Source organism: Streptomyces sp. NPDC014727 (assembly GCF_043083485.1).
Taxonomy (GTDB): domain Bacteria; phylum Actinomycetota; class Actinomycetes; order Streptomycetales; family Streptomycetaceae; genus Streptomyces.
Genome location: NZ_JBIBYR010000052.1, coordinates 1 through 24,415, shown reverse-complemented (window position 1 = coordinate 24,415; position 24,415 = coordinate 1). Strand labels below are relative to the sequence as shown.

At 67.3% G+C, this 24,415-nt stretch carries 21 protein-coding genes, 1 tRNA gene and 12 pseudogenes; 21 read left to right on the top strand and 13 right to left on the bottom strand.

The features are described 5' to 3' along the window. Positions 1–204: pseudogene (locus ACF1B9_RS37105) on the bottom strand (ISL3 family transposase); the annotation flags it as partial. A 9-nt stretch (positions 205–213) separates the two neighbouring features. After that, a pseudogene (locus tag ACF1B9_RS37100) lies at positions 214–573 on the bottom strand (winged helix-turn-helix transcriptional regulator); the annotation flags it as partial. Between the two features lie 77 nt (positions 574–650). On the opposite strand from ACF1B9_RS37100, the gene ACF1B9_RS37095 reads away from it, so the two are divergent. Next, positions 651–1,061 carry a RidA family protein gene (locus ACF1B9_RS37095; RefSeq protein ID WP_391746857.1) on the top strand — a complete coding sequence of 137 codons (411 nt, stop codon included), beginning with the start codon at positions 651–653 and terminating at the stop codon, positions 1,059–1,061. A 511-nt stretch (positions 1,062–1,572) separates the two neighbouring features. Here the strand turns inward: ACF1B9_RS37095 and ACF1B9_RS37090 are convergent. The 3 genes and pseudogenes from ACF1B9_RS37090 to thpR form a co-directional block, all read right to left on the bottom strand. Next, a pseudogene (locus ACF1B9_RS37090) lies at positions 1,573–1,773 on the bottom strand (RNA-guided endonuclease TnpB family protein); the annotation flags it as partial. Positions 1,774–2,082: 309 nt separating this feature from the next. Then, positions 2,083–2,286 (bottom strand): cold-shock protein, encoded by a 204-nt coding sequence (locus ACF1B9_RS37085; protein ID WP_351083897.1) that lies wholly within the window; start codon positions 2,284–2,286, stop codon positions 2,083–2,085. A gap of 485 nt (positions 2,287–2,771) precedes the next feature. After that, positions 2,772–3,368 carry an RNA 2',3'-cyclic phosphodiesterase gene (thpR, locus tag ACF1B9_RS37080; protein WP_391746856.1) on the bottom strand — a complete coding sequence of 199 codons (597 nt, stop codon included), beginning with the start codon at positions 3,366–3,368 and terminating at the stop codon, positions 2,772–2,774. A gap of 672 nt (positions 3,369–4,040) precedes the next feature. On the opposite strand from thpR, the gene ACF1B9_RS37075 reads away from it, so the two are divergent. The 4 genes and pseudogenes from ACF1B9_RS37075 (at position 4,041) to ACF1B9_RS37060 (ending at position 6,639) form a co-directional block, all read left to right on the top strand. Next, positions 4,041–4,937: an SbcC/MukB-like Walker B domain-containing protein gene (locus ACF1B9_RS37075; RefSeq protein ID WP_391746855.1), complete on the top strand. Its 897-nt coding sequence runs from the start codon at positions 4,041–4,043 to the stop codon at positions 4,935–4,937. 114 nt (positions 4,938–5,051) lie between these two features. Beyond that, a pseudogene (locus ACF1B9_RS37070) lies at positions 5,052–5,138 on the top strand (hypothetical protein); the annotation flags it as partial. A gap of 178 nt (positions 5,139–5,316) precedes the next feature. Further along, positions 5,317–5,578 (top strand): annotated as a pseudogene (locus ACF1B9_RS37065) (DDE endonuclease); the annotation flags it as partial. A 267-nt stretch (positions 5,579–5,845) separates the two neighbouring features. Continuing rightward, positions 5,846–6,639, top strand: a pseudogene (locus tag ACF1B9_RS37060) (IS5 family transposase). A 123-nt stretch (positions 6,640–6,762) separates the two neighbouring features. On the opposite strand, the gene ACF1B9_RS37055 reads toward ACF1B9_RS37060, so the two are convergent. Further along, positions 6,763–7,107, bottom strand: a complete 345-nt coding sequence (locus ACF1B9_RS37055; protein ID WP_391746854.1) for a hypothetical protein — start codon at positions 7,105–7,107, stop codon at positions 6,763–6,765. A 91-nt stretch (positions 7,108–7,198) separates the two neighbouring features. On the opposite strand from ACF1B9_RS37055, the gene ACF1B9_RS37050 reads away from it, so the two are divergent. Continuing rightward, positions 7,199–7,510 (top strand): transposase, encoded by a 312-nt coding sequence (locus tag ACF1B9_RS37050; protein WP_391746858.1) that lies wholly within the window; start codon positions 7,199–7,201, stop codon positions 7,508–7,510. Between the two features lie 5 nt (positions 7,511–7,515). Here the strand turns inward: ACF1B9_RS37050 and ACF1B9_RS37045 are convergent, their stop codons facing one another. Together ACF1B9_RS37045 and ACF1B9_RS37040 are read right to left on the bottom strand one after the other, a co-directional pair. Next, positions 7,516–7,980, bottom strand: a complete 465-nt coding sequence (locus ACF1B9_RS37045) for a hypothetical protein (RefSeq protein WP_391746853.1) — start codon at positions 7,978–7,980, stop codon at positions 7,516–7,518. A gap of 257 nt (positions 7,981–8,237) precedes the next feature. After that, positions 8,238–9,470: pseudogene (locus ACF1B9_RS37040) on the bottom strand (ISAzo13 family transposase); the annotation flags it as partial. Between ACF1B9_RS37040 and ACF1B9_RS37035 the strand changes: the two are divergent. The 5 genes and pseudogenes from ACF1B9_RS37035 to ACF1B9_RS37015 form a co-directional block, all read left to right on the top strand. Further along, a pseudogene (locus tag ACF1B9_RS37035) lies at positions 9,469–9,843 on the top strand (transposase); the annotation flags it as partial. The pseudogenes ACF1B9_RS37040 and ACF1B9_RS37035 sit on opposite strands and share 2 nt — an antisense overlap. A gap of 200 nt (positions 9,844–10,043) precedes the next feature. Further along, a pseudogene (locus tag ACF1B9_RS37030) lies at positions 10,044–10,430 on the top strand (reverse transcriptase domain-containing protein); the annotation flags it as partial. Positions 10,431–10,596: 166 nt separating this feature from the next. Then, positions 10,597–10,881, top strand: coding sequence for a group II intron maturase-specific domain-containing protein (locus ACF1B9_RS37025; protein WP_391746852.1), 285 nt, complete (start codon positions 10,597–10,599; stop codon positions 10,879–10,881). Positions 10,882–11,042: 161 nt separating this feature from the next. Beyond that, positions 11,043–11,441 (top strand): annotated as a pseudogene (locus tag ACF1B9_RS37020) (transposase family protein); the annotation flags it as partial. Positions 11,442–12,149: 708 nt separating this feature from the next. Continuing rightward, positions 12,150–12,386, top strand: coding sequence for a Tn3 family transposase (locus ACF1B9_RS37015; protein ID WP_391746851.1), 237 nt, complete (start codon positions 12,150–12,152; stop codon positions 12,384–12,386). 105 nt (positions 12,387–12,491) lie between these two features. On the opposite strand, the gene ACF1B9_RS37010 is transcribed toward ACF1B9_RS37015, so the two are convergent. Beyond that, the gene (locus tag ACF1B9_RS37010; protein WP_391746850.1) at positions 12,492–13,376 is read right to left on the bottom strand and encodes an aldo/keto reductase; all 885 of its coding nucleotides are present in this window, start codon (positions 13,374–13,376) and stop codon (positions 12,492–12,494) included. 14 nt (positions 13,377–13,390) lie between these two features. Further along, positions 13,391–13,660, bottom strand: coding sequence for a hypothetical protein (locus ACF1B9_RS37005; protein ID WP_391746849.1), 270 nt, complete (start codon positions 13,658–13,660; stop codon positions 13,391–13,393). Positions 13,661–13,938: 278 nt separating this feature from the next. Between ACF1B9_RS37005 and ACF1B9_RS37000 the strand changes: the two genes are divergently transcribed. After that, a complete protein-coding gene (locus ACF1B9_RS37000) occupies positions 13,939–14,844 on the top strand; it encodes a LysR family transcriptional regulator (RefSeq protein ID WP_391746848.1) in 906 nt (301 codons plus the stop codon). Positions 14,845–15,511: 667 nt separating this feature from the next. Further along, positions 15,512–15,853, top strand: a complete 342-nt coding sequence (locus ACF1B9_RS36995) for a nucleotide pyrophosphohydrolase (RefSeq protein WP_391746847.1) — start codon at positions 15,512–15,514, stop codon at positions 15,851–15,853. A 237-nt stretch (positions 15,854–16,090) separates the two neighbouring features. Here the strand turns inward: ACF1B9_RS36995 and ACF1B9_RS36990 are convergent. The 3 genes and pseudogenes from ACF1B9_RS36990 to ACF1B9_RS36980 form a co-directional block, all read right to left on the bottom strand. Further along, a tRNA-Trp gene (locus ACF1B9_RS36990) sits at positions 16,091–16,165 on the bottom strand. A 1,054-nt stretch (positions 16,166–17,219) separates the two neighbouring features. Next, positions 17,220–17,768: a DUF1062 domain-containing protein gene (locus ACF1B9_RS36985; RefSeq protein WP_391746846.1), complete on the bottom strand. Its 549-nt coding sequence runs from the start codon at positions 17,766–17,768 to the stop codon at positions 17,220–17,222. 211 nt (positions 17,769–17,979) lie between these two features. After that, positions 17,980–18,114 (bottom strand): annotated as a pseudogene (locus tag ACF1B9_RS36980) (IS5/IS1182 family transposase); the annotation flags it as partial. 93 nt (positions 18,115–18,207) lie between these two features. Between ACF1B9_RS36980 and ACF1B9_RS36975 the strand changes: the two are divergent. The 8 genes and pseudogenes from ACF1B9_RS36975 to ACF1B9_RS36940 all read left to right on the top strand — a co-directional run bounded on the left by ACF1B9_RS36975 (position 18,208) and on the right by ACF1B9_RS36940 (position 24,230). Further along, positions 18,208–18,465: a hypothetical protein gene (locus ACF1B9_RS36975; RefSeq protein ID WP_391746845.1), complete on the top strand. Its 258-nt coding sequence runs from the start codon at positions 18,208–18,210 to the stop codon at positions 18,463–18,465. 272 nt (positions 18,466–18,737) lie between these two features. Next, complete coding sequence (locus tag ACF1B9_RS36970) at positions 18,738–19,250, top strand: hypothetical protein (protein ID WP_391746844.1); 513 nt, start codon at positions 18,738–18,740, stop codon at positions 19,248–19,250. Positions 19,251–19,758: 508 nt separating this feature from the next. Beyond that, entirely contained in the window at positions 19,759–21,402 is a 1,644-nt protein-coding gene (locus ACF1B9_RS36965) for an alpha/beta hydrolase (RefSeq protein ID WP_391746843.1), read from the top strand. 174 nt (positions 21,403–21,576) lie between these two features. Beyond that, entirely contained in the window at positions 21,577–21,753 is a 177-nt protein-coding gene (locus ACF1B9_RS36960; protein ID WP_391746842.1) for a hypothetical protein, read from the top strand. A 114-nt stretch (positions 21,754–21,867) separates the two neighbouring features. After that, entirely contained in the window at positions 21,868–22,284 is a 417-nt protein-coding gene (locus ACF1B9_RS36955) for a DUF3592 domain-containing protein (protein WP_391746841.1), read from the top strand. A 159-nt stretch (positions 22,285–22,443) separates the two neighbouring features. After that, positions 22,444–22,770, top strand: a complete 327-nt coding sequence (locus ACF1B9_RS36950) for a hypothetical protein (RefSeq protein WP_391746840.1) — start codon at positions 22,444–22,446, stop codon at positions 22,768–22,770. A gap of 185 nt (positions 22,771–22,955) precedes the next feature. Further along, a pseudogene (locus ACF1B9_RS36945) lies at positions 22,956–23,333 on the top strand (transposase family protein); the annotation flags it as partial. A gap of 384 nt (positions 23,334–23,717) precedes the next feature. After that, complete coding sequence (locus ACF1B9_RS36940) at positions 23,718–24,230, top strand: hypothetical protein (RefSeq protein WP_391746839.1); 513 nt, start codon at positions 23,718–23,720, stop codon at positions 24,228–24,230. Positions 24,231–24,415: the final 185 nt, after the last annotated feature.

The following is a 24,415-nucleotide window of genomic DNA, read 5'->3' as shown; positions in this document are numbered from 1 at the left end:
AGGCGGCGGGCGCACTCCAGCAGGCCCACGCCCTTCTCGAGCAGGCCGTGGACCTGGTGCCAGCGTTCCAGGGTCGTCTGCGCGCGGGGCCCGTCACAGAGGGGCGCGTCCAGCACGGCGGCCCAGCAGGTGCTGTGTGCCTTCACCTCGCTCAGAGCGGCTTCGCACAGGTTGTGCCACAGGTGCCACCTGTGGCACAACCTGTGCTGTTTCTTCTTCCCGCGTGTCGAAGGCTTCGCGTGCACACACAATGGCGGGCATGTTCTCCGCGGCCCACGCCAGCAGCACGTCGATGGGAGGCCGAAGGGTCTTGCCGAGTGGTGTGATCCGATACCTGACCGCCACCGGGCGGGTGGAGACGACCTCGCGCTCGATCACGCCGTTTCGTTCGAGTCGTCGAAGTGTCGCAGTCAGTGACTTCTGCGTGACCTGGGGGACGGCCCGGCGCAGTTCGTTGAAGCGGCACGGGCGTTCGCAGAGCTCATTGAGGACGCTGAGCGACCACTTGTCGAGGATCTGGTCGAGCAGTTCGCGGTGTGGGGGGTCGATGCGGAGTTCGTCGTCGGTATCCATGGCGAAACCTGGTCTCGTTGAAGTGTCCTTCTTCCACTAGGTAGCTTACGGATACCTAGTTCAAAGGAGAAACGGCCATGACTGTTCAGCACTTCACACCGGAAGGCATGCTGCAGCCGACCCCCTACCACCATGTGGCCGTGGGCACCGGGACGAAGCATGTCCACGTCAGCGGGCAAGTGGCGCGCCGGGCCGACGGGACTCCGGTCGCGCCCGGCGATCTGGCCGGGCAGGTCGCCCAGGCGCTGCGCAACACCTCCGTCGGGCTGGCGGGCGCGGGCGCGTCATTGGCGGACGTTCTGCGCCTGACGTTCTACGTGACCCGGTGGAGCCCGGAAAAGATCGGCGACTTCATGGCCGGTGTGAAGGCCGTCGCCGACGAGATCGGGCTCCGGCTTCCCATGCCGCCGGCCTCCCTCATCGGTGTCGAATACCTCTTCGAGCCGGATGTGCTCGTCGAGGTCGAAGCAACCGCCCTGCTCGGCTGATTCCTGAGGTGGATGCCTTCCAGCCTCGTCTCGACGCGGTCGCCTCGAAGGGGCGGCGATGGTCGGCCCACCGTCGCCCGCGGAGCGAACCGGCCGGCATCGACGACGGCGGTGTTGTTCGACGGCGCGGGACAGGGCTTCCATCAGTTCGGCGCTGTCGACGCGGACCTCGGTGGGCAGCCACAGGGGGCCCGCCGAGGGGGCCGGGACGCAGCAATGCGTCCCGGCTACCCGACCAAGCTGCCGGACTGCGAGGAGACGCGGCAGGGCGCTCCGCTGCTCGGTGTGGAGCACGCCTTGAACGCCGCGGAGAACCCAGGGACGCGGCAGTGCACGCCGTGCGGCTGCGCGCAGGAACTAACCCGGTGGGTTCCTGCTTCATCGCGCTGCGCCGGGACAAGTCCCGGTCTTACCCGCGCGCCACAGGCTGACACCGCCGATCCGGCGGCCCTGGCGACGTTGACCGCCGCGTTGATGTCCCGGTCGGGGACGGTCCTGCAGGCCCCGCCTTGATCTTCGGCAGGGTCAGATCGTCACCGGGGGTTGATCTTCCACCGGGCATTCGTGGTGAACCGTACGATCTGACGGTTGTCCTTGCGGGACTTGAAGCGTGGCGCTCCCATGCGCGGGCGCTTGTCCTGAGACCGTCGAAGAAGTTCCGGTAGGCGGTGTCCAGGTCCCGCGGGGACTGCTGCGGTACGACGGCCGACACCTCATCGAGCCAGGCGCGCTCTTCGGTCTTCTTCGCTTCGACGTTCCGTCCTTCGGGAACCCGGTGTCATCCACCACCCACATCTGCGGCCGCACCACCGCCACCGCCCAGCGGGCCACCGGCCACAACGGCCTTCCGACCGGCAGGAACGGCTGAAGCCGCTCCCACTCCGCATCTGCCAGATCACTCCGACCCATGCGCCGAACAACGATCCGGCCGGGCCTTGGCGAGTCGGCCGAAGTGGGCGGTCGACGGGCGCCTGTGACTCCCGGGACGCGCGGCCCGGGAGTCACAGGGGTGGGGCTCGGCTCAGGCGACCGTGATGTTCTCCGCCTGCGGGCCCTTCTGGCCCTGCGTGATGTCGAAGGTCACTGCCTGGCCTTCCTGGAGCTCGCGGAAGCCGGAGGCGTTGATGTTGGAGTAGTGCGCGAAGACGTCCGGTCCGCCGCCGTCCTGCGCGATGAAGCCGAAGCCCTTTTCGGAGTTGAACCACTTCACGGTTCCGCTGGCCATGGTCATGCCTTCCAGTCGTTGTCGGATCCGCGCCGCGCGAACCCGGAGGTGATCGCCCTGGTCCAGCACTGCACAGCAAAACGCCCACGCCAGGGCGCGGGCAGGGACTGCGAACCACGACATCTGACACTGAAACTACACGCCGGAATCGCCCTTCACCAGAGAGCAACAACGACCACCGCCTTCAGGCATGCCCGTCTTCCACTCGCGGGCGCGGCCTCCACGCCATTCGATCCAGTGGGTGGTCGTCGAGCACGGTGTCGGGGTCAGCGGTGACGCGCCGGTCACCCATGCGGGACGGGCGCCAGTCAGGTAACCGCAGACGCGGATGCGCGGTTCGCCACGGTACTGCTGCCGACGGCGGGCCGGCTCGGACGGAACCTACCGCTGGCCCCAGCCACGGTCCTGCTCGCCATGGCCGTGGCGGGCGCGCAGCATCGCCCGCCACGGCGAGCACCGCCTGTGGCCGGCCCTGGTTGGTTCGTTCAAGGTCCAGTACAGTTCCCGTTGCCGAGGCTCCAGGCCTCGATGTCGCGGTAGTGGATCGGTCCACGGCTACGGCCGACGTTGCTGCCGACCAGGTGCAGACGTTCGGCAAGCCATCGGCGGCCGGTGAATCCGGCGAAGCCTTCGGCGATTTCTCCTGCCGAGGAACGATCTCCCCGGCGTGCACGGGCCAACGTCAGATGTGGGCGCAGGGGCCGATCCTCGAAGGCGACACCGCAGCCCTTGACGGTGGTACGCACATCGGCGGCAAGAATGTGCAGCTCATCGAGGTCTCCGTCGATTCCGCTCCACAGCACCCGGTCGTCGAAGTTCCCGCTGCCCCGCAGTGCCAGACAAAGTGGTTGGTGGTCCGCTGCGAGTTCGGCGAGGGGCGGGCGCAGGAGCGGAACTGTCTCGGCCGGCAGCTCCCCGAGGAATGCCAGGGTGATGTGCCAGTCCTCGATGCGGTTCCACCGCATGTGAGGGTGTGTGTCATAGGCGGGGCGCAGCTCCCGGGCCAGTTCTTCCTTCGCGTAGTCGGGCGGGGCGAGGGCGATGAACACGCGAACGGTCGCGGGCTGAGTCTGTTCTTTCACACCGGACTTCGTACCGTAACCGGGTAGTGGACGCGGCGGCCGGCCCCGGTAATGCGGGAGAGAAGCTCACGGTCGCGATGCCGAGGAAGCCACCTCCGGCAGGCCATCACGGCCGGGCCGCTGGAACCGCAGACCAGGGAACGGTGAGCATGCCGGTCTGCGGTGGGACCACGTGCCGCAGCTCGGGGCGACAGCGCCGAAGAGACCTTCCCCGGTCAGCCCACGCCGTCGGCCGACGGCACGAGGTGCTGGGAAGAGCAGCTGAACAGATGGCTTGGATCCCCAACGAAGTCGCCGACTGCAGGCCGCGGCACAGGCTGCCCAGGATGACCGCGCCCGGCCGGGGAGAGTTATCGGCGGGCTGCCGACGGCGAGGCAGCGCTGGAGGCATGCATACAGCGAAGCGAGCTCGACATCGAACAGGCAGTCGCGCAACTGGCTGCCCACCGAACGGCCCACGCCGAAGCCGTAAGGAATGACTCGGATTGCGCGCGTGCCCATACCGAGCCCGTCCGGCGGCTGAAGGATTCCCGCTCTGCGGCAGAACCGGCCCTGGCACTCGTCCGTGAACGGCTCGCCGCGCCCAAGCCAAGCAACGCGGTGGGCTGGCGAGACGACAGCTTCAGCCCGGAGGACGACTGGCTGGACGAACTCGAGACCTGTGCTGGCTGCGTGCCCGAGCCCGCGCGTGGCCTGGACGAGTACGCGGACGCCCTGCGTCTGCACTTTCGCGAAGAACCGGATGACGGCCGGAGCCTGGCATACGGGCCCGCGCCCGAGCCGATGCCGGCTCATCGGCTCGCCTTCGCCGGGCGGCGCTCCGCTCCACCTGCGGCAGCCGCAGAAGCCGCAGCCCGCCGCGACCAGGCACTGACCGCTTACAACGCAGCCGATGCGCAGACCCTGCAGCGCTTTTTCCAGGGCCGGATCCCGGCCGCCATCAGCACCGCATGGGTAGAACTCCAGGACTGGGTTCGCGATATCTACGCACAGATATCGCTCGCCCCCGCGTCCTCCGGCGTCGGCGCCCGGATCGACGTCAGTGTCCGCAAGAGCCTCTCCCCCGCCGTCGCCAGCATCCACAGGCTGACCTGCGAGGTGGCGGACACCGACCGCACCCCCCGAACAGCGGCAGCGCATCGGTCAGGCACTGCTGGCCCTACTGCGGATGGGCGAGCCGGACCTCACCGACGAAGGCCCCCGCCACAAGGAACGAGCGGCCTGCTGGCCGAAACGACCGACATCCGCACCTGGATCACCATCAGATACATGATCACGCAGGCCGACGGAAGTCAGGAGAGATGGGATGCCCGCGATGTCACCGTCTCCCAGGGCGAAAGCCGCTTGATCGTCCTCGCCCCGATGCTGGCCGCACTCGCCGCCGGCTACCGCGACCTGCCCACCCACACCGCCCGCCTGTGCGCCCTGGACGAGGTACCCGCCGAGGTGGACCACCAGGGCTGGGACGCGATCGCCGCCCACGTCGCGAGCCTCGACCCGGACCTGATCTGCACCAGTCATCACTGGGACGGCTCCCCCGGTGCCTGGGACGGCGTCGGCATCTACTGAGATTTTCGCATGGTCGTCGGGTGGTGACATTTAGTGATGCCTGCGGCATGCCGGTGGGATGCGGTATGCGGAGGGTGGGGGCCTGGCTGCTGAGCGGCGGGCGTTTCGTGGACGGTGCGGCTGGGGGCCGGCGGGCGGTTCGGGGCGGGTGCGAAGACCGCGGTGATCGCGAAAGAGTTGCGGGTGAGCGAGCGTTCGGTGGAACGCCGGCGTCGGGCCTGGCGGGAGGGTGGCCTGGAGGCCCTGCGTTCCGCCGGGCCGGCGAAGGTGCCGAGGGTCTCGGATGCCCAGTTCGCGGTGCTGGAGGTGTGGCCGCGGGTAGAAGCACCGCGGCGGCGCTCGGCGCCTGGATCGTCTTCGAGGACGAGGCCGGTTTGCGATGACGCCGCCCCGTGCACGCACCTGGGGCCGCCGTGGCCACACTCCTCTCGTCAGGGGCCGCGGCAGATCCCGCGCCCGGATCTCCGTCGCTGTGCTGCTGCAAGCCGGGCGAGAAGAGCGGCCTGATCTACCGGCCCCGATTCCACCTGCCGTTCAAAGGAACCCGCAAAAGTTTCGCCTGGACCGACTACCGCGACCTGCTGGTCCGCGCGCACATCCAGCTGGGCGGCCCGATCGTGGTGGTCTGGGACAACCTCAGTAGCTGTATCTCAACCGATCATGGAACGTGTGAGTCGAACAGGGTTCCTGATGGGGTGATCTCCCGGCCGTGCACGCATGAGGGCAGGGCCTCTCGGTAGCTCGGGGATGCGAATCTGACCGAGCGGTACCAGGAGGCCCTGTTGTCACATGTGTACGCGGTTGCGCCTGTCGACTTCAACTCGCCCGTCGTGTCGTGCGACTGCCTCGCGCACGTGTACGGCAACGCTGCCGATCATCCCGACCGGCAGCGCCGGTATCCGTCGGACATGACGGACGCGGAATGGGCGGCGGTGCGGCCCTTGCTGCCCACGCCGTCCTGGCTGGAGGGCCGGGGCGGGCAGCCTGAGGGCTACTGCCACCGTCAGATGCTGGACGCGATCCGCTACCTGGTCGCGGGCGGGATCTCCTGGCGGGCGATGCCCGCGGATTTCCCCCACTGGGCCCGGGTCTATGCCTTCTTCCGCCGCTGGCGCGAGAACGGGCTGGTCGCGGAGTTCCACGATCGGCTGCGCGGCCGGGTGCGGGAGCGCGAAGGGCGCGAGGCAGAGCCGACGGCGGGGATCATCGACGCGCAGTCGGTGAAGCCGCAGCGAACGTTCCCGCCGCCTCACGCGGCTTCGACGGCGGAAAGCTGATCAACGGGCGGAAGCGGCACATCGTGACCGACTGCCTGGGCCTGCTGCTGGTCGTGGCCGTGACCGCCGCGAACATCGGGGACCGCGAGGCGGCCGTCGGCCTGCTGACCCGGATGCGGGCCCTGCATCGGGACATCTGCCTGGTCTGGGCCGACGGCGGCTACACCGGCTCACTCATCGACTGGTGCCGTCAGGAACTCGCCCTGGCCCTGGAGATCGTGAAGCGCACCGACGATATGGAGGGGTTCGTGGTGCTGCCGAGGCGGTGGGTAGTCGAGCGCACCCTGAGCTGGTTGATGCATTCGCGGCGTCTGTGCCGGGACTACGAGGCCCTGACCGCCACCAGCGAGGCGGTGATCCAGTGGTCGATGATCACGCGGATGGGCCGCCGCCTGGCGCGGCCACGAGCCTGCGGCCGGCACTGAACGCGCCCGACGCCTCCTGGAACAACCACCCCCGCTCGGCCAGGCGTTTCGCCTTCGAGCGCACCCCCTCAACCTTCGTTGGCGTCGTCTCAAGGCCCAGTGCCACCGAGATCTCCTTGGCCTTCAGCGGCCCTTGCCCCGCTTCTTGCCGCTCGTCCAGATCCGCTGGTAGTCCGGCGCAAGCACCGTCACCGGCAGCCCTGCCCGCCAGGGCGGCACCGTCGAGCCCGGCATCGGCACGGTCGACGGTGGGGTCTCCGGCTCCGGCTCCGTCTGGGTCTCGGTCACGGCGGTCGACTCGGCCGCGGAGGCGGCCAGGGCCTCGACCAGCTCCTCCCGCGCGATCACCCGCCGGTCCAACTCGATCTCGGCGGCCTCCAGCACCTCAGCCAACCGGGCGGCTTCCTCCCGCAGACCCTCCACCCGCACGCGGGCAGCCGACTCCCGCTCCTCCAGAATTCCCAGCACCGACGCCACCGCACACCTCTCGACCATGAAGAGGAAACAAGACGCCGAACCCCTCCCTCACTCTGAGCGAAACTATGCCTGACCAGCAGAAATCAAACGATCACGTTCGGTTGGGATACGGCTTCTCAACACCCATCGCACAGCCAGCATGAAGAAGTACGCGGCCGAACACGACCGGCTCACCGTCTTCCAACTGCCCTCGTACGCTCCGGACCTCAACCCCGACGAGAACATCTGGTCACTTCTTCGACGCGGCCCGACGGCCAACACCCCCTTCGAGGACCCGGACCACCTCACCCGAACACTCCGCCGAGGCCTCAGACACATCCCACTCCAGCACCAACTCACCGACGGATGCCTGGCAGGGACCGGACTGACACCCACAACACCGACCCCACCCTGAAAACCTCAGTATCTGTGCATCGCGCTGCTGTAGATGTACAGGGCGATCACACTGGCGACGCAGGCGAGGACCACCCATGAACCGAAACTGGTGTGTTTCCCCCTGCTTTTGGGCCGCGCGACCTTCCCGGAGTGATTGGACCGCCCGGGCGCTGCCCGCCCCCGCTCGACCAGCACCGGATCAGCCGCCGCCTCGGCGAGCAGGCGCCGGCAGGTCGCGGCGAGCACGCCTGTACCGGCGGAGAGGGGCACCACGGCCTCCGAACGCGCCGGAGCGGTGGTGCCGCCGCCCAGGATGCGCCCCGCGCGTACGAGAACCTCGTCCCGGCCGCCCGCCGGGGCGAGGCTGATCCACCGCCGTACGTGCTCACCTCGGATGACCACACCGCCAGCCCGCTCCCGGTACACGGTATATTCCCGCCACAAGATCTCCGCCAACTCCCCAGCGGTGTCCCTCAGTCGTGCGCTCACAGCCCCTCCCCCTCCGCCTCGCGGCGAATCGAACAAGCATCGCACTCTAGCGGTAGCCGCAGAGCGGGAGTCCAGCACCCCCCAGCGGCTGTGCCCGCCCCCGGGCACAGATCCAGCACCACGGGGGCCTGGCCACACGGGAAGGGGCCACCTCGTAGAGACGGCCAGGAGGCGGCGGCCTTGCGCATCGCCGCAGGTCGCAAGCAGATGTGTTCCTGTAGTACTAGCCTCAACGCCGTGTAGTTACGGCTTGCAGATCAATAACTCGCGGTCTTGATCTCTGGGGTGATGGTGACGCCTGCCTCGCGCGCCAGGTCGAACAGGTCATTCAGGGTGGCGAGTTGGCGTTCGGCGGGGTGGAGAGCGTGGCCTGCGGTTGCCAGCAGTTCCCGGATGTCCCTCAAACGCTGGTTGATTGTCTCGGGGCAGACGCTGAACAGGGTGGCGATGGCGACCTGGGGCAGGCCGTGCCGGTAATGGAGGACGGTGGCCAGGAGCCGGTCGGCGAGGGTGAGGATCGGGCGGCGCCCGGTGCTCCCGTCGCCCTTGGCGCGTGGGCGGTGGCCGCGTCGTTTGTCCAGGTGCGTTTCACGCTGAGCCTCGAGGAAGGCGGTCAGCGTAGTGATGAGGGTGTCCCACTGGGCGGACGGCAGCCCGGTCACGGCCGGGTGGCACAGCCAGGCGAGGTCGGGGCTCGGCCGGTCGAAGGGGTCAGGGGCGTCGTTGACCTGGGCGTACGCCTCGGGGCGGAGTGTGTAGTTCCAGTCGCCGTGCCAGTCGTGGCGGGTCAGGGGCAGGGCTTCCATCTGCCCGTCGCCGATACGAATTCCCGTCTCATAGGCGGTGGTATCGAGTTCGGCGTGGACTTTCAGTCCGGTGCGGGTGGTGGTCGCGGCGATGGACTGCACGATGACCTCGTGGCTGGTCAGGGGCCTGCCGCGCCAGTTCATGGTGATGTGGGAGAACAGCCGGTGCTCGATCCGGTTCCATTTCGATGTGCCCGGAGGAAAGTGACACACAGTGATGTCCAGGCCGGTCTCCAGGGCCAAGGCGGCGAGTTCGGCCTTCCAGGCGCGGGTCCGGTATCCGTTGGAACCGCCCGCATCGGCGGTGATCAGCAGTCGTCCGGCCTGCGGGTAGTCCTCCTTGCCGCGGCCCTTCCACCAGCGGCGGATGGATTCGACGGCGAAGGCGGCGATGTCATGGTCGGTGCCGACGCTGACCCAGCCAGTGTTCGCGGCCAGGTCGTAGATGCCGTAGGGCACGGCCTTCCCAAGGTCCTTGTCCGGGAAGTCGTGGGTGCTGACCTGCACAGGGTCGCCTGCGGGCCGCCATTCGCGGCCGCCGTTCCCGTACGGCCCCACGACTTCCTTCTTCTTCGTATCGACGCTGATCACCGGGTCCCCGGCGCCGATATGGTCCTTGGCCTGCTCGTTGATGTAGCGGAACTGGCCGTCCCGGTCGGGGTGCTGCCGGCCCTCGACGGTCTCCAACACCACCGGTCCCCCGATCGCCGCACTCGAACTGCGCCACCGCCAGCGGGCCCGCGCCGAGAACCGCATCCGAAACGCCCGCGCGACCGGCCTGCGCAACCTTCCCCTGTACGACACCACGCAGAACCAGAGCTGGCTGGAGATCGTCCAGAGCGCCCTCGACCTGCTGGCCTGGATGCCCATGCTCGCCCTGACAGGCAAAAGCCGCAGGTGGGAGCCCCGCCGTCTCCGGCTCCGCCTCCCTTCCGCCGCCGCTCAGATAGTCACGACTGCCCGCCGCCGGCACCTGAGATTCGCCGGCCACTGGCCCTGGACCGACGTGGTCACCGACGCCCTGGCACGGCTCGAAGCTCTCCCGAACCCCGGCTGACCAGCGCGTTCCCAACCCTGCGAACAGCACCAACCCGACCGGAGCCGTGGAACCCGGCGCCCACCCGACGCGACAGCCGGGCCATCAGCCTGGCCACCAACAGCCCGAACGCCGAAACGGCCCGCCGAAGAAACCGACGGATTGTCACGAAAGATCGAGGTTAGAGACCGCAGCTTCCGACCGTTCCCGTCCGTGAGCGGATGATTCCCAAGGCGCATGGCAAGCTTCGTCGTCTTGGTATTCCGACCGTCACGGACCGGGTGGTCCAGGCGTCCTTGAAACTGGTGCTGGAGCCGGTGTTCGAAGCGGATTTCCTCCCGTGTTCCTATGGGCTCCGCCCGAACCGCCGAGCTCATTACGCGATCAACGAGACTCGTTATCCCGCCAGCCACGGATATGAGTGGGTGATGGAGGGCGACATCACGGCGTGCTTCGACGAGATCTCGCATCCGGCTCTTATGGAACGGGTGAGGAATCGAATCGGGGACCATCGGGTGCTGTCCTTGGTGAAGGCGTTCTTGAAGTCTGGGATCCTGTCCCGAGACGGGGCCTTCACGGACACACGCACCGGTACCCCGCGGGGCGGGATCCCGTCGCCACCGCTGGCCGACATCGCGCTCTCGGTCCTGGACGAGCACATCGCCCAGGGGCTTGGAGGACCAGATAGCACCTCCGAGGATCGGCGCAGGAGACGGCGCCGGGGATTTCCCAACTACCGGCTGGTCCGGATCCTTGCTCCATCGGCTGAACTCGGTGTTGCGAGGATGGTGCGCGTACTTCCGTCCCGGAGTTTCGAACGTCGCTTTCTGTTACCTCAGCCACTACGCGTGGATGAGGGTGACACGATGGATCCGGCGCAAGCACCCCGGGATCACCTGGAAGCAGCTCCGCCGACGTTATTACGGCGGTGGTTGGTGGCCAGCCATGGAGGAAGCGGCACTGTTTAACCCGGCAAGGGTAAGCAGGACCAGATACCGATACCGGGGAAGACTCATCCCGGCCCCGTGGCCCACAACGCACAACGGTATGAGGAACTGAACACCCAGAAACGGGATTTGTGGAGAGCCCGGTGCCCGGAGACGGGCACGCCGGGTCCGGGAGGCGGCTCGGGGAAACCCGCTGACGGAAACACCAGCAGGGCGCCCCGAGTCGACCTCACCGACGGCCCGGAAGCCTTTGAGGCTGATGATGGCGCGCTCGACTACCGGAACTCCACCAACCACCAGGTCGTCATCGACGCCGACAACCGGCTCGTCGTCGCCGTCGGCCGACCGCTGCCCGGCAACCGCAACGACTGCCAGGCGTGGGAACTGTCCGGCGCGAAGGACGCCGACGGCAAGACCACGTTGATCGCGGACAGCGGCTACCGCGGCACCGGCCTGGTTATCCCGCACCGCCGCGAACGCGGCCAGACCGAACTCCCGGACTGGAAAGGACAGCAGAACCGTTCGCACCGCAAGGTCCCCGCCCACGTCGAGCACGCCTTCGCCCGGATGAAGACCTGGAATATCCTCCGCGACTGCCGCCTGAAAGGCGACGGCGTCCACCACGCCATGCTCGGCATCGCCCGCCTCCATAACCTCACCCTCGCCGGATGACCGGGAAACAACGCTGGTCAACCAGCATGCAGTAGATCATTTACGGGACAGCACTTAGGGTGTCATATTACTCGGCCTTGAAATTGAGTGGTGCACCTCGCGTGGTCTCACCGGGCTCTCTTTTACGCGTCTCACCGTGCGCCGATGGCCGCGACGTATCCGAACAGGCCGCCGCGTAGTGGCATTCCTCGATTTCCACTGCGGTGAAGCCGACCACGCGCACACTATGGGGCGGGCCTTGGCAACGAGAACGAAGATCTCCATATCACCGCGGCCGACGAAGCAACTGCCCACACGGTCGTGGCAGCACTCGAACAGCAGTAAGCCACATCAGGCATCGGTCCCGTGCGGCAAATTCCTGGGGAGCCGGGGGTCAGTGCGTGGGTGTATGCAGACACCCGTCGCCACCACCTGAGACGCCATCCGCTTTTCGAGCGTAATTGTTTGGTTCGGGCCGGGTGGGCATGAACCCCGGCCGGCGCGGGAGAGACGGCGTGGTTCGTCCGCTGGCGTCGCTCGTGGAGGTGGCTGGTGCCGTCAACGCTCGGTCTTCTCGAAGCCCGGGAAAAGGCTCGGGAAGAGTGGACCGAAGGCATGGCTGAGTCGGCCCTCGCGCCGGACTATGGCATTCCTCCGGGATAGGCATACACGACACTTGAACATGCGAGTTCACCAGTCTCGCCCCAGAACTGGAACAGCGCGAACGCCGTGCTCCACTACAGCCAGGACGGCGTCCCCACAGACCCGGACGAGGAGTCAGCCGAAACCTCGATGCTCGCCCTGCACCCGCTGCAGTCCGCACTCGTCCACGTCAACACGCTGCTGGTGCAGGAGGTTCTCGCCGAACCGGCGTGGCCATCGAGGCTGACGGACAAGGACCGAAGCAGCCTGACCGCCTTGTTCCGGTCGACCATCAACCTGCACGGAACGTTCCGTGCAGGTTGATGGACACCCAGCTCGACCTCGGTCGGTCGGCGACCGTGCCGATACAGAAGGACACCGGGTCCCGGCCGGCGGCCAAGGTCGGCGAGCGACGCCCCGTGACCCACCTCAACCCGGCAGAGCGTCCTCAAGCTGCATCAGCTCCTCCGTGCTCAGCTTGAGGTCCGTGGCCCTGGCCGAGTCGGTGATGGAGGCCGGGCGGCTGGCTCCCGGTACCGGGATCACTGCCGGGGAACGGGCGAGCAGCCATGCCAGGGCGATCTGCTGCGGGCTGACGCCGCGGTCGTCCGCGATGCGGTGGAAGGCAGTGCCGACCGAGGTGGGACCGGAGAGGCCGTCGAGGGAGCTGCGCGAGATGCCGCCCAGCGGACTCCAGGGCAGAAAGGCCAGACCCAGCTGTGTGCTCAACTGCAGCTCTGCCTCGCTTTCGCGCACGGCCGGCGAGTACTGGTTTTGCACGGAGACGAGTCCGTCGCCAACGATCACATGTGCTTCGCGGATCTGGGCGGTAGTGACGTTGGAGATCCCGGCCGCGCGGATCGTGCCGGCGTCGAGCAGCTCACGCAGCGCGCCGACGGACTCTGCCCAGGGCACCGCCGGATCCGGCTTGTGCAGCTGGTACAGACCGATCGCCTCGACTCCCAGACGCCTGACGGAGGCCTCGGCGGCTTGCTTGAGATGGGCAGGGGTGGCGGTGACGGTCCAGCTGCCGTCGCCGGGGCGGCCGCGGCCGCCCTTGGTGGCGACCAGGATGCTGGAGGTGTCGCCGCCGTAACGGGCCAGGGCGCGCGCGATCAGCAGCTCATTGTGGCCGGCCTCGCCGGCGTGCCAGTGGTAGCTGTCGGCGGTGTCGATGAGCGTGACACCCGCATCGAGGGCGGCGTGGATGGTGGCAACGGCCCGCGTCTCGTCCGGACGGTGCTCGATGGACAGCGGCATGGCGCCCAGGCCGATTGCACTGACAGTGGTGTCTGCGATGGTGCGGTACTGCATGCCGGCTCTGCTCCTCAGACGGTTGGTGACGGTTCGGTGGTAAGGGCTTCGGCGACGGCGCCGGGCAGCCAGTGGTATACGTCGTCGTGCCAGGGAAGGTCCACGGCCACCAGCCAGGTGGACGGGTGCACGATGTCCTCCGGTACCGGCGTACCCGGTGGAACAGCGGTCGCCGGGGCGTGGACCTCGATTGTGGACGCCACGGCGTAGCGCCGGGTGCGGCCGGCGAAGGCGAGGGCGGCGACAGCAGCCTGTACGGGGGGTGTAGCGGACCTGTCCGACATCCACGTCGAAGATGCGGGAGCCGAGGGTGGCCGCCAGAACGGCCTCGGCATTGCGGTCCACGACCAGGAGTTCGACACCGGCGGGCGGCTGGGTGGAGCCGCACTTGACCGCAGTGACCTGCTGGCCCGCCGCCTGCAGGCGCTTCACCAGGCGCTTTCCAAAGCATTTCAAAGCACCGGTTTCGCCGATGACGCAGATCCTTTGCATGCCCCCATCCTGGACACGTACCGTCATCAGCAGAAGTGCTCACTTACTGAATAGGGATTAAGGTAAACTGTTGATCGATGTGCAGCGGCTCCGCGTCCTGCGGGCGGTGGCGGAGCACGGCAGCTTCAACCAAGCGGCCGCTGCCCTGCACCTCACCCCTTCGGCCATCTCCCAGCACGTAGCCGCCCTGGAGCGCAGCCTCGGCGCCCAGGTCGTCGCGCGCAGCACCCGCGGCGTCACCCTCACCCAGGCCGGTCAGATCATGGTCGGCGCTGCCGAATCGGTCGCCGCCGAGCTCGAACACGCCAAACAGCAGGTCGACCGGCTCAACACGGGCCGGGTACGGCTCACCGTCGCCACCTTCACCAGCGGCGGTCGGCTCCTGCTGCCCGGCGCCCTCACCCGGCTCATGGCAGCCCATCCCCGCACCGTGCTCCACGTCAGGGAGGGCGAGCCCGAGGACACCCTGCCGCTCGTCCGCCAGGGCGCCGTAGATGTCGCGCTCGCCTATCACTTCGACGGTCCACTCCCGGTTGGGCCGGGCCCCGGCTCCAGCCTGGAGTGGACCCCACTCCTGGAAGACCCCCTGCACGTCGTCCTGCCGGAGAGGCATCGGCTTGCTGACAGCGACGTGCTCGACCTCGCCGAGCTGGCAGCCGAGCCCTGGGTGCTCGGCTGCCTGAAGACCGAGACATACCTGCGCCGCTACGCGGAGCGCGCCGGCTTCGCTCCGGAAGTGCGGGGCACCACCACCGACTACTTCTTTGCCCGCTCGCTCGTCGCCGCAGGCATGGGAATCTCCCTGATCCCCTCTATTGCGCTCTCCCCTGAGCTCCCTGGCCTTCGCACCGTCCCGATCAAGCTGCCGGGGCCGATCCGGCACATCGGCGTCGTTGCAATCAACCGCAGCGACCGGCCTCACGTTACGACGCTCGTCCAAGCCCTTCGTGAACAGGCCCTGCAGCAGGACCGGTAGGACTCTGTCAGGCGGTGTCCTGGGATGGGTTGTCGGCAGGTGCGGCCGGTTCCGATCCAGGTGGCCAGGAGGTGTTGGAGGAGGTCAAGGGCCTGGGAGAGGATCAGGCCCTGGCGGGGGCTTTTGGGCAGGTCCTCTGTTCGGTCAGGAACAGGTGGGCTGCGGTCACGAGGGTGACGTGCCGGCGCCGGCCGGTAAACGGGCGTCCTTCGAAGTGGTCGAGTCCCAGGATGGACTTCAGTCCCGGCAGTCGTGCTCGATGCGCCACCGTGATTCTTCGCGAGGCGGACCAGGTCCCGGCCGGAGATGTGGGCGGACAGGCCGGATATCCAGTACTTGACCGGTTCATCCTCACCTTCGGGCCACTGGGCGATCAGCCAGGTCAGGCCATTTCACCGTCGGGGGCGGGCTTCGGATGCCGTCCGGCAAGACGGATGCGCAGCAACACGAAACGCAAAGTCATAGCCGCTTTGGAGCTATTGCGCCAGGTGACGCTCACCGTCTTGCCGCACCCTGCGGCCAGGACGTGTTCGCGTGTCACCACAACCCGCCGCAACCGTCTCCAGCACCGTCCGCCCCTTGTCCTCTGCAGTCAAACTCCCCAAGATTTCCAGTCCCGCGACGCCCTGGGATCATGTGCGTCAACTCAGATCAGGAGGAGCCTGTGGTGAGCCTTGATGAGCTGCTGCACCAGGCGATGCGCGTACATGACCGGTACGACCAGCTGAACATGCAAGAACGTGGCCGGGTGTGGACACGAGAGGAATTCATGCTCGGCTTCGTAGGCGATGTCGGCGATCTGGCCAAGCTGGTCATGGCCGAGGAAGGCGCTCGTGACGTGCCTGGCGGACGCGCGGCGCTGGAGCATGAACTTGCGGGCTGTCTGTGGTCGGTGCTCATCCTGGCCCACCGGTATGACGTCGATCTGGAAGCAGCCTTCCGCCACACGATGGCAGAGCTCGACACGGCGATCAGTGCTCGGCTGTCGAACAGCGTGGAGCCAACGTGACTGCAGGCCAAACCCCTCATTTACCCCTACCAGCAGCACCCTTGTCCCGGACGGGTGGAGCACGACGCAATACCGCACGTCCCGCATCGTCCTCGCCCCCACCCTCCGGGATGAGCTGGAGATGCCCGGGACCGATTTGACCTCAAGGTCCGATGCACATCAAACGCCACAGGCTGCCGAGTGGCCGACGGGCCCTGACTGAATGGGACAACAAGCCTATGTCTGGGGCAGGAAGGGCGGAGCCGACCGGATTCGAACCGGAGTCCTCGCGATTTTGGAGACCGCGCGCGACGACCTCTGCGCTACGGCTCCGCCCGGCGCGACACCCTAGCCCATACACGACAGGCAACCAGCCACGCGACAGCATGCCGTGACCGACCTCCATACGGGCCAGTTCGCCAGCTTGACCGCGTTTCACGTTCCCGCTGGAGCGGCTTGAGCCCTCTGCCACCCTGGCCCTGCGGAGGGATCCGCAACGGTGCGGGCAGGGTACAACTGACGGCATTGCGGTGCGTATCGGGTTGTGATCTCGACCCGCGGGGCGTGGCACGCACGCTCGCATGCCCCACCCGCCCGCTCCCCTGATCCAGATCACCACCCCGGCCAGACCCCAACTGTCCGTAGCAATTTCGCTTTCTGACTCGGCGTCTGCTTCGAGGCGGCTGGGGCCCCACCTCTATCGGACGAATCTGTCCTGACCAGGCATCTTCACCAGGGTGATCCCCCAGTGCAGGTTCCGCAGCCGGGCCAGCAGGCCCACGGCAGCCTCGCGGTCGCCCACGTTCGCGGCTGTCACCGCCGTTTCCGGTCGGGATGATCGGCCGCGTTGCCGTGCACGTGCGCGAGGCCATCGCAGGACCGGGCGGACGAGTTGGAGTCAGCGGGCGCAGGCGCGTAGACCTGGCCTCCAGGTCTCGGTTGGTTTCGCATCCCCGAGCTACCAGGAGGCACTGCCTCACGGGAGCCTGAAGCGCGAGGTGTTCGTACCCGGCGTGGTCCTTGCCGATCCGTCCATTGCCGGGCTGTCGTTTGGTCATCCGCTGACAGACGGACGACACCGCCTCGTGCCAACGCTGTTCGCGAACGTGGTCTTACCCGAACCGAACGTGCCGGTAAGTGGCCATACGACGGGCCGAAGATCACTCACCCGCCTGACCCCAGCGGTCCCGGCGCCTCGCAACAACCGGATTCCGATCACCGGGCACCCGATCACACCATCGCGCAAGGCATACGGAGCACGATGAGCTGCATGCCCGACAACACCCGATCAAGTCCAGTAGCAATTACATGGTGGTGGACGAACGCGGACAGAGTCAGGGCCTGTTCGGCGGATCCTGCCGGACAGACCCCTGATCCCGAGGAGGGTTCAGCGCTTGAGCGTGAAGGTGAAGTCGCCGGAGAGCTTGCCGCTCAGCCGGACTGCCGAAACGAGATTCCCCTCCGTGATCAGTCTCTCGACCTCGGCCCGCGAAAGACCGCAACCTTCAGCGATCAGTCGCACCGGCCGGACAGGGATCTGCGCCGCAAAGCGGACCGAGACGTCGATCACCTCGTGGTCCAGGTGATCCGATCCGCCGGCGTCGAGGCGCCATGCGTTGCCCCAGTCAAGGGCGATGCGATTGCGGCGCTGCACGACCGGATCCTGGAGCAGCTCAGCTGTCAGGCCAGGGTCGTTGTCATGCAGCCGGTCCAGCAGCTCAGGTCGCACGGAACGCACGTTCATCCGCTCCAGGACCGTGAGCTTTGCAGTTTCCCCGCAAGCGGTACAGAGCGCGAGGAGCCAGGCGTCGATGAGCTTGTGGTTTGCGTTGACGCGAAATTTACCGCTTGCCCGGAAGCGCCCGGACGCACACGCATGGCAACGACGGAGAACGAGCGGCAGGCAGGTGGGCACGACCACCCAGTTTTTGAGCACAGAAGTACATCGGTTTCAGTGAGAAGTCCGCAGCAAAAAGGAGCGCGACGCACATGCGCGACGCGCGACGATTCAGCGCTCAGGAGGTCTCACAGGGTGTACAACGGCGTGTCCTTGACTAGACAACTTGGCTCGGTAGCACGGTAATGGCAACCAGCGGCCCTGCTCCACTGGTTTTCGAGCGCCTCACCGCCAGTTTCTGTCCGGCGGATCACGGACGAAGCCAGAGCCGGATCGCGGCGACGGTGACGGTGTTTTGGAAGACGTAGGCCCACCTGTCGTACCTCGTGGCCACGGCCCGGAAGTTCTTGAGCCTGTTCAACGTCCGCTCGACCTCGCTCCTACGCGTGTGGATCGTCTTGCCGAAGCCGGTGGGCGCCCCTGCCCGTGTCATCATCAGTCGCCGTCCTGGAAGCGCATGTCCCTTGTACAGGGTGCCGTGTCAGTGAAGACGGGCGAGCCGAGGGCGGCCGTCGGTGGAGGTTCGGTTGACGAGTCGCTGTGCGTTGAGGACGACTGGGCCCAGGACCACCACAACGGCGAGTTGATGGACGCCGCGGGACGTCGGCTGTCCAAAGCTCGGCTGCCGGAGTGCGTGGCGGGAAGCGAACGGCTGTACTCGTTGATCGGTGCGGAGCTCGGCGAGGACAGCAAGGCCGAAGCCGTGATCGGGATCGAGACTGATCCGGGCCCGTGAGTGCAGGCGCTGATGGGCGGAGCCAGGACCTACTGCGAGCAGCAACGCGCCCGCAGCATCGAATTCAACGCCGCCCTGCGCCAACTCGCCAACCGGCTCGGCGGCATCCTGCACGGCTGCCTGAAAACCGGCACACCGTACGACGAGGCGACAGCTTGGCCCCACCGAGCCCACGCACTCGCCGCTCGGCACTCCGACTCAGCTGAGACCGCATACACCACCAGCACTGAAACAGCTCGTCGCGGGCCCAGGGATTCGGCAGAATGCCGAGCATGGATCGGGTATTCGCAGTTGCGTGGCAGTACGTCGTCGGTCTTGTCCCGCCCGAAGATCTGCCGATGGAGGCGGCTCAGTTGCTGGCCGTCGGCTTGGACTCGCCCGCACTTCGTGACCTGGCGGGCCGTTCCCGACGCGAGGACACCGCCGAGATCCAAGGACTGTTCCGGCAGGCTGTGGGCGAGCTCGGCACTGCCATCCCTGACGAGGAGACCGCCGAACGCTGCCTTCTCCATTACCTGGCAGGCCAACTGGCGGCTGGCGCCAGGACACCCGGAGACGTGGCAGCCAGGGTCTGGCAGGGCCTGACAGCAGCGCAATCCAGTCTCGAACGCGCGTTTCTTCTGGCTGTGGGCGACGAGTACCACGTCGACTTCATCTCGGACGAGCATCCTGACGCCTTCCAAGCTTGGGAGAGCGCGCTCCGCTCGGCAGCGGAGCGGCTCAGCAAGTCAACCTCCGCCGAGGTCGGCGTCCTCCACGAAAGATCGCGTTCGGCAGCAGGCTGACCACAGCCACGGCGGCTGACCATTCCCGGACTTCCTGGCCCTGCCGACCCCACGCACTCGCCGTTTGACACGCTAGCTCATGGGATGTCTGTCAAGTTCTTCTGTTCAGTCCCGCAGATGCTGCTCAGGCCCACTGTTGAGGCTCCCTGACCATGCACCCGGACACGGGCGGTGATGGTCGGCAGACCATGCTTCATGAGCTGTCCGGACAACGCCTCTGGGCTACGTGGACGACTGGCGGGGGTGCCGAGTAGGCAGAGTTGGGCACGCTCGCTGGTGCTCAGCGGTCCCAGGGCAGGTCGCGACCATCCGATGATGATCTACTCGCCTGCGACTGGTGCGTCAGCCGGCGCTGAGGGCTGTCCGTCCCCTACAACTCAGTGACCACCCACGACTGTTGTGTCATTCCCAGGGTGGAGGGGATGTGCAGCCCGGCGAAGGATCCGCATGCGTGGCTGTTCCTGAAAGATCTTTCCTGTCCGAACATGCAACCGGAAGGATCGATATCGTGCGCAGACGACGTCTCGCTCCCCTGTTGGCCGTGAGTGTCACGGCAACGCTGGCTCCCGCGCTCGCCACCTCGACGGCCACCGCGGCTCCGGCCGCCACCCCGTCGACCGCCTCCTCGTCCGCCGCCACGGGCGCGCTGAACCGGTATGTGAAACAGAAGCCGCAGTGGAAGCGGTGCGAAGCCTCCTCTCCGGCGGAGTTCGAGTGCGCCACGATCAAGGTTCCACTGGACTACCGGGTTCCCGGGGGCAAACGGATCGACTTAGCCATATCCCGGATCAAGAGCACCGCCCCCGACAAGCGGCGCGGTGTCCTGTTCTCCAACCCCGGCGGCCCGGGGGGACAGGGACTCTACATGCCGCTGGGGATGCAGGAGAGGCTCCCCGAGGCCGCACAGCAGAAGTACGACCTCATCGGCTTCGACCCGCGCGGTGTGGGGCAGAGCAGCCCGGTTTCCTGCAATCTGGAGCCGGAGGAGGAGAACTGGCTGCGGCCGTACAAGGAGGAGACGTTCGACAAGGACGTCGCCTGGGCACGCGACGTCGCGAACAAGTGCAAGGAGAAAGCGGGCGACACGCTCCCGCACATCACCACGCGCAACACCGCGCGCGACATGGATCTGCTCCGGGCGATCCTCGGTGAGAAGAAGATCTCGTACATGGGTTACTCGTACGGCACCTACCTGGGCGCCGTCTACACCCAGCTCTTCCCGGGCCGGGCCGACCGGTTCGTGCTGGACAGCGCGGTCGATCCGGCGCGCGCCTGGCGAGGGATGATCCAGTGGTGGGCGGAGGGCGCGGAGCCCGCGTTCGACCGGTGGACCGAGTGGGCCGCCGAGCGTTCAGAGAAGTACGGGCTCGGTCACACCCCGAAGCAGGTCGACCGGACCTTCTGGGGCCTGGTCGCGCAGGCCGACGAGAAGCCCATCGAGGTAGAGGGGCAACCGACCACCGGTGATGACATCCGGAGCGGTATGCGCGGGGCGGTCTTCAGTCCAAAGTACGCCACCGAGGGGGTCGTGGAGCTGAAGAAGGCCGCGGCCGGCGAGCCCAGCTCCGCGAAGAAGATCGCGGCGTTCACCGGATCCCAGGGGACCGGGACTGCAAGGGCTGCCGATGCCGCCGAGGAGCCGTCCGACAACATGACGGCGAGCTTCTGGGCCGTGGTGTGTGGCGACAACTCGGCCGCATGGTCCCGCGATCCGGAGAGCTACCGGCAGGACGCCATCGAGGACAAGGGCCGTTACCCGCTCTACGGTGACTTCGCGTCCAGCATCAAGCCCTGCGCTTTCTGGGGCAAGTCCGTGGAACCGGCAACCAAGGTGAACAACAAGGTCGGCTCCCTGGTCGTCCAGAACGAGTGGGACTCGCAGACTCCGCTGCCCAGCGGTCAGGCCCTGCATGCCGACCTGAAGGGCTCGAAAATGGTCACCGTCCTCGGTGGCGAGGGCCATGGCGTCTACCCGAACGGCAACGCGTGCACGGACGGCACGGTCACCGGCTACCTGCTCACCGGCAAGCTCCCGGCGAGGGACGTGACCTGCCAGGCAACGGCTGACTCGAACGCGGAGGCACGGAAGAACCAGAAGCGCGACGTGCTCCCCGGGTCTCCGCTCCCGGAGCGTGCCCCGGACCGTTTCTGAGTCCGGTCGCATGTCCCATTGCCGCATGACCCATTGAAGACGGGGGCGGGACCACCCAGCGGGGTCCCGCCCCCATAGTGAATGAGGCCGACTGAGCCCGCGACTCAGACGAGGCGTGGACGTTGCGTGAGATGTGATCCAGCGGACACAGGCAACGCAGACGACGGTTCGTACGTGGTCGCTCCGGCTCCCGCCCCTGCCCAACGAACGCCTCCTGCCCTCGTCGAGGAGGCCAGCACCACCCTTGGGATCGACTCCCCACAGGCCTGGACGCTCACCGCCGACCGCCTCACCGGCTCCCTCACGACCAGGGTCACCGTGACCGGCCCCGGGGGCACGGCCTCGCTGTAGGCAGACGAAGGGGGCAAGGTGGTGTGGCGCAACCCGGCGCCTTGCCCCTGCGGCCCGGCCGGTACGCGCGGGTGAGCTGTCGGATGGCGTCAAGTCCGTTGGAGCTGGGGTGACTTGAGAGCCTGGCCGTGGGCCGTCTCCATCGCCTGTCACCTGCCTCGGAACATGCGCGACGTGAACCGCCGGCGCGACACGCTGGCCGCCATGGCCGCTGCCCAGGGGCGCGTCATCGCGGTGCTCAAGGACGTCAGCACCGACGAGGACGGCCACACCGCCACCACCTTCACGCCGGTCGTGGCGTTCACCACCCGTGAGCGCATGGCCGCCACCGCCCACTGCACTTCAGGGCTGCGGGAACCGACCGGCTCCTACGGCCGGGACGTCACGATCCACTACGCGCCCGGCGACCCTGCCGTCTTCACCCTGGCCCGCGCGGCCGAACGCCGTTCCTGTGAACTGGACCTCACGTTCAACGTCCTGGCGCTTGTCGTCACCGTGGCAGCGGCTGTCGTGGGAGTGGCCATGCTGTGACGTCCACAGGCGGTGTGTCCTGCGTTCTCGGTGCGCGATCAAGTGAGGGTGCGCGCCTCCTCTGCGAGGGCGGCCTGCCGTCCGTTCCGGAGGTGAGCCAGGCGTTCGTAACCGGGCCGGGTGACGGCCACGTGTGCCGACCGCGATATCTCCTCCCCCGTGGATCCGCTCACGTTCGACTACGAGAACCTGCACCTGCGTGTGGACCGGGGGGTGTTCGAGCTGTTCAACCTGGACTCCGCCGAGCACACGTTCCGGGTTCCGATGCGCCGGCTCGGGGTGTTGGTGCACTACAAGAAACCGGACAGGCCAGGCGAATTGTTCTTCGGTGTCGTGCGCGATCCGAGTTCCGTCCTTTACGGCACCGACCGGCTCGCTTTCAGGTTCGCCCACTCGCCGGCGGTCCAGGTGCCGCACGGCGACGAGCGGTTGTTCCGCACGTACTTCAGCGAAGTGGCCGTGCTCGCCGACCGGTTGGTGGCCTGACTTCGGAGTCCGCGGTCTCCGAGCACAGCAACGTGCGCATGCGGGTCGATCCCAGAGTCTTCGAGGTTCCGGCTGAACCACATCATCGGGTCGTACCGGGCCACTCTGCGGTGGGAACGATCGCTGTCCTCCGGGCAACTGTGACGCTCAGAGTGGCCAAGTGAGGCGCTCAGTAACACGCGGCCATCGGTGTCGTGACCGCGTACCGCTGCATACACGAGGCCGTCGAGGTGTCGGCGCCCTCGCCCCGACTCTGGCCGAGGCGACGAAGAACGTGCGGATGCAGGCGTTTGTGATCCTGGACGGCACCCTGCTGCCGATCGACCGGATCGCCGCCGACACTCCCTACTGCTCCGGGAAGCACAAATGCCACGGCATGAACGTCCAGGTTCTCACCGACCCATTCGGACGCATGCTGTGGGCCTCGCCCGCACTGCTCGGCTCGACCCACGACGTGACTCACGGGATCATCGACGCGCTCGCCGAGGCCGATGTGAACTGCTGGGCCGACAAGGCATACCAGGGTGCCGGCCGAGCTGTCCGGGTGGCCGTTTCGCGGCCGACTACCCAAGCGATGGAAGCGGCGGCACAACAGTTCCGCCGGGGGCCCGGCCTGACAATGCCGACGCCGCACCCGGCACGACTCCGATCAGCAGCGCCGCGGACATGGCCGCGACACCGGCCGCGGGCCGCTTGAGGCCAAGGATGCGCACGCCTGCTCCTCACAAGTCCGAGTGATCCGCGGTGGATCGGGACCAAACCTCACCCCTGCCTCGCAGATATTCAAGGGTTCAAATAACAGGTGTGCGAATGCCGCGCGAGCGATGGGCCCTGAATCGGGTGAGAACCGGCCGAGCGGATCACCCCGCGCTCCTGCCGTCGCTCGTCGATCGCTGCCGTTCGTCGTCGGTCGTGGGCCATGCACGGCTCCGGCCTATGCTGGGCGAATGTCCGCGAACGGAGTTCCACCAAGCGGCTCGGGCAGTGGGGAGCCCGGCGTCGACGCGGAGTTGCCCGCGACCCTGCACATCGCCGGGCTCGCGCTGAGACGGATGGAGAGCCCTCCCTCGCTGGCCTGCTGGACCGGTTGCTTCCCGGCACCGGCGGGCGCTGACCCGGCCTGGGTCAGTCTGGTGACCGAACCGCCCGCCCCACCGCAGTCGGCCACCCTCCGACTCGCCCACGATGTCGTGAGCCGATTCGACGCCTTCGTCGCCCAGGCCGTGGAGTACTGCCGCATCCGGCTCCGTGAGGAACATTTCGGGCTCCTGGCCGAGGAGCTGGATCTGTTGGACCTTCCCGAGCCGCCACTGGGAGTTCCCGAGGCAACGGTGTGGGCCGATCAGAGTTGGGCTATCCGCTTCGCCGAGAGCGGGCTCCGTATGGGCGACCCCTACGGAATCCTCGTAACCTTCGACGGGACTCGGCCCGTCGATGTGCAGGGCATCGACGACGAGTGACGAACCGCCCGTCGCTCCGTCAGCACACATCGGAGCAGCCTCGCCCTGCCCTGGAACTCGGGCGTGGTCGAGGGCTATGTCAACCGGATCATTCTGTGGAATCTGATTTGTCAACATCATGCCTATTTGAGCAGTTCCATGGTCCACTCTCGTTGCTCGGCGGTGTCTGGGACGGCGAGTCCGCG

Coding starts and splice junctions, on each gene's coding strand:
- ACF1B9_RS37005 (WP_391746849.1), bottom strand. CDS start 13,660: ATGTCGGACAGGTCCGCTACACCCCCCGTACAGGCTGCTGTCGCCGCC.
- ACF1B9_RS37085 (WP_351083897.1), bottom strand. CDS start 2,286: ATGGCCAGCGGAACCGTGAAGTGGTTCAACTCCGAAAAGGGCTTCGGC.
- ACF1B9_RS37010 (WP_391746850.1), bottom strand. CDS start 13,376: ATGCAGTACCGCACCATCGCAGACACCACTGTCAGTGCAATCGGCCTG.
- ACF1B9_RS37095 (WP_391746857.1), top strand. CDS start 651: ATGACTGTTCAGCACTTCACACCGGAAGGCATGCTGCAGCCGACCCCC.
- ACF1B9_RS36970 (WP_391746844.1), top strand. CDS start 18,738: ATGGATCGGGTATTCGCAGTTGCGTGGCAGTACGTCGTCGGTCTTGTC.
- ACF1B9_RS36940 (WP_391746839.1), top strand. CDS start 23,718: ATGTCCGCGAACGGAGTTCCACCAAGCGGCTCGGGCAGTGGGGAGCCC.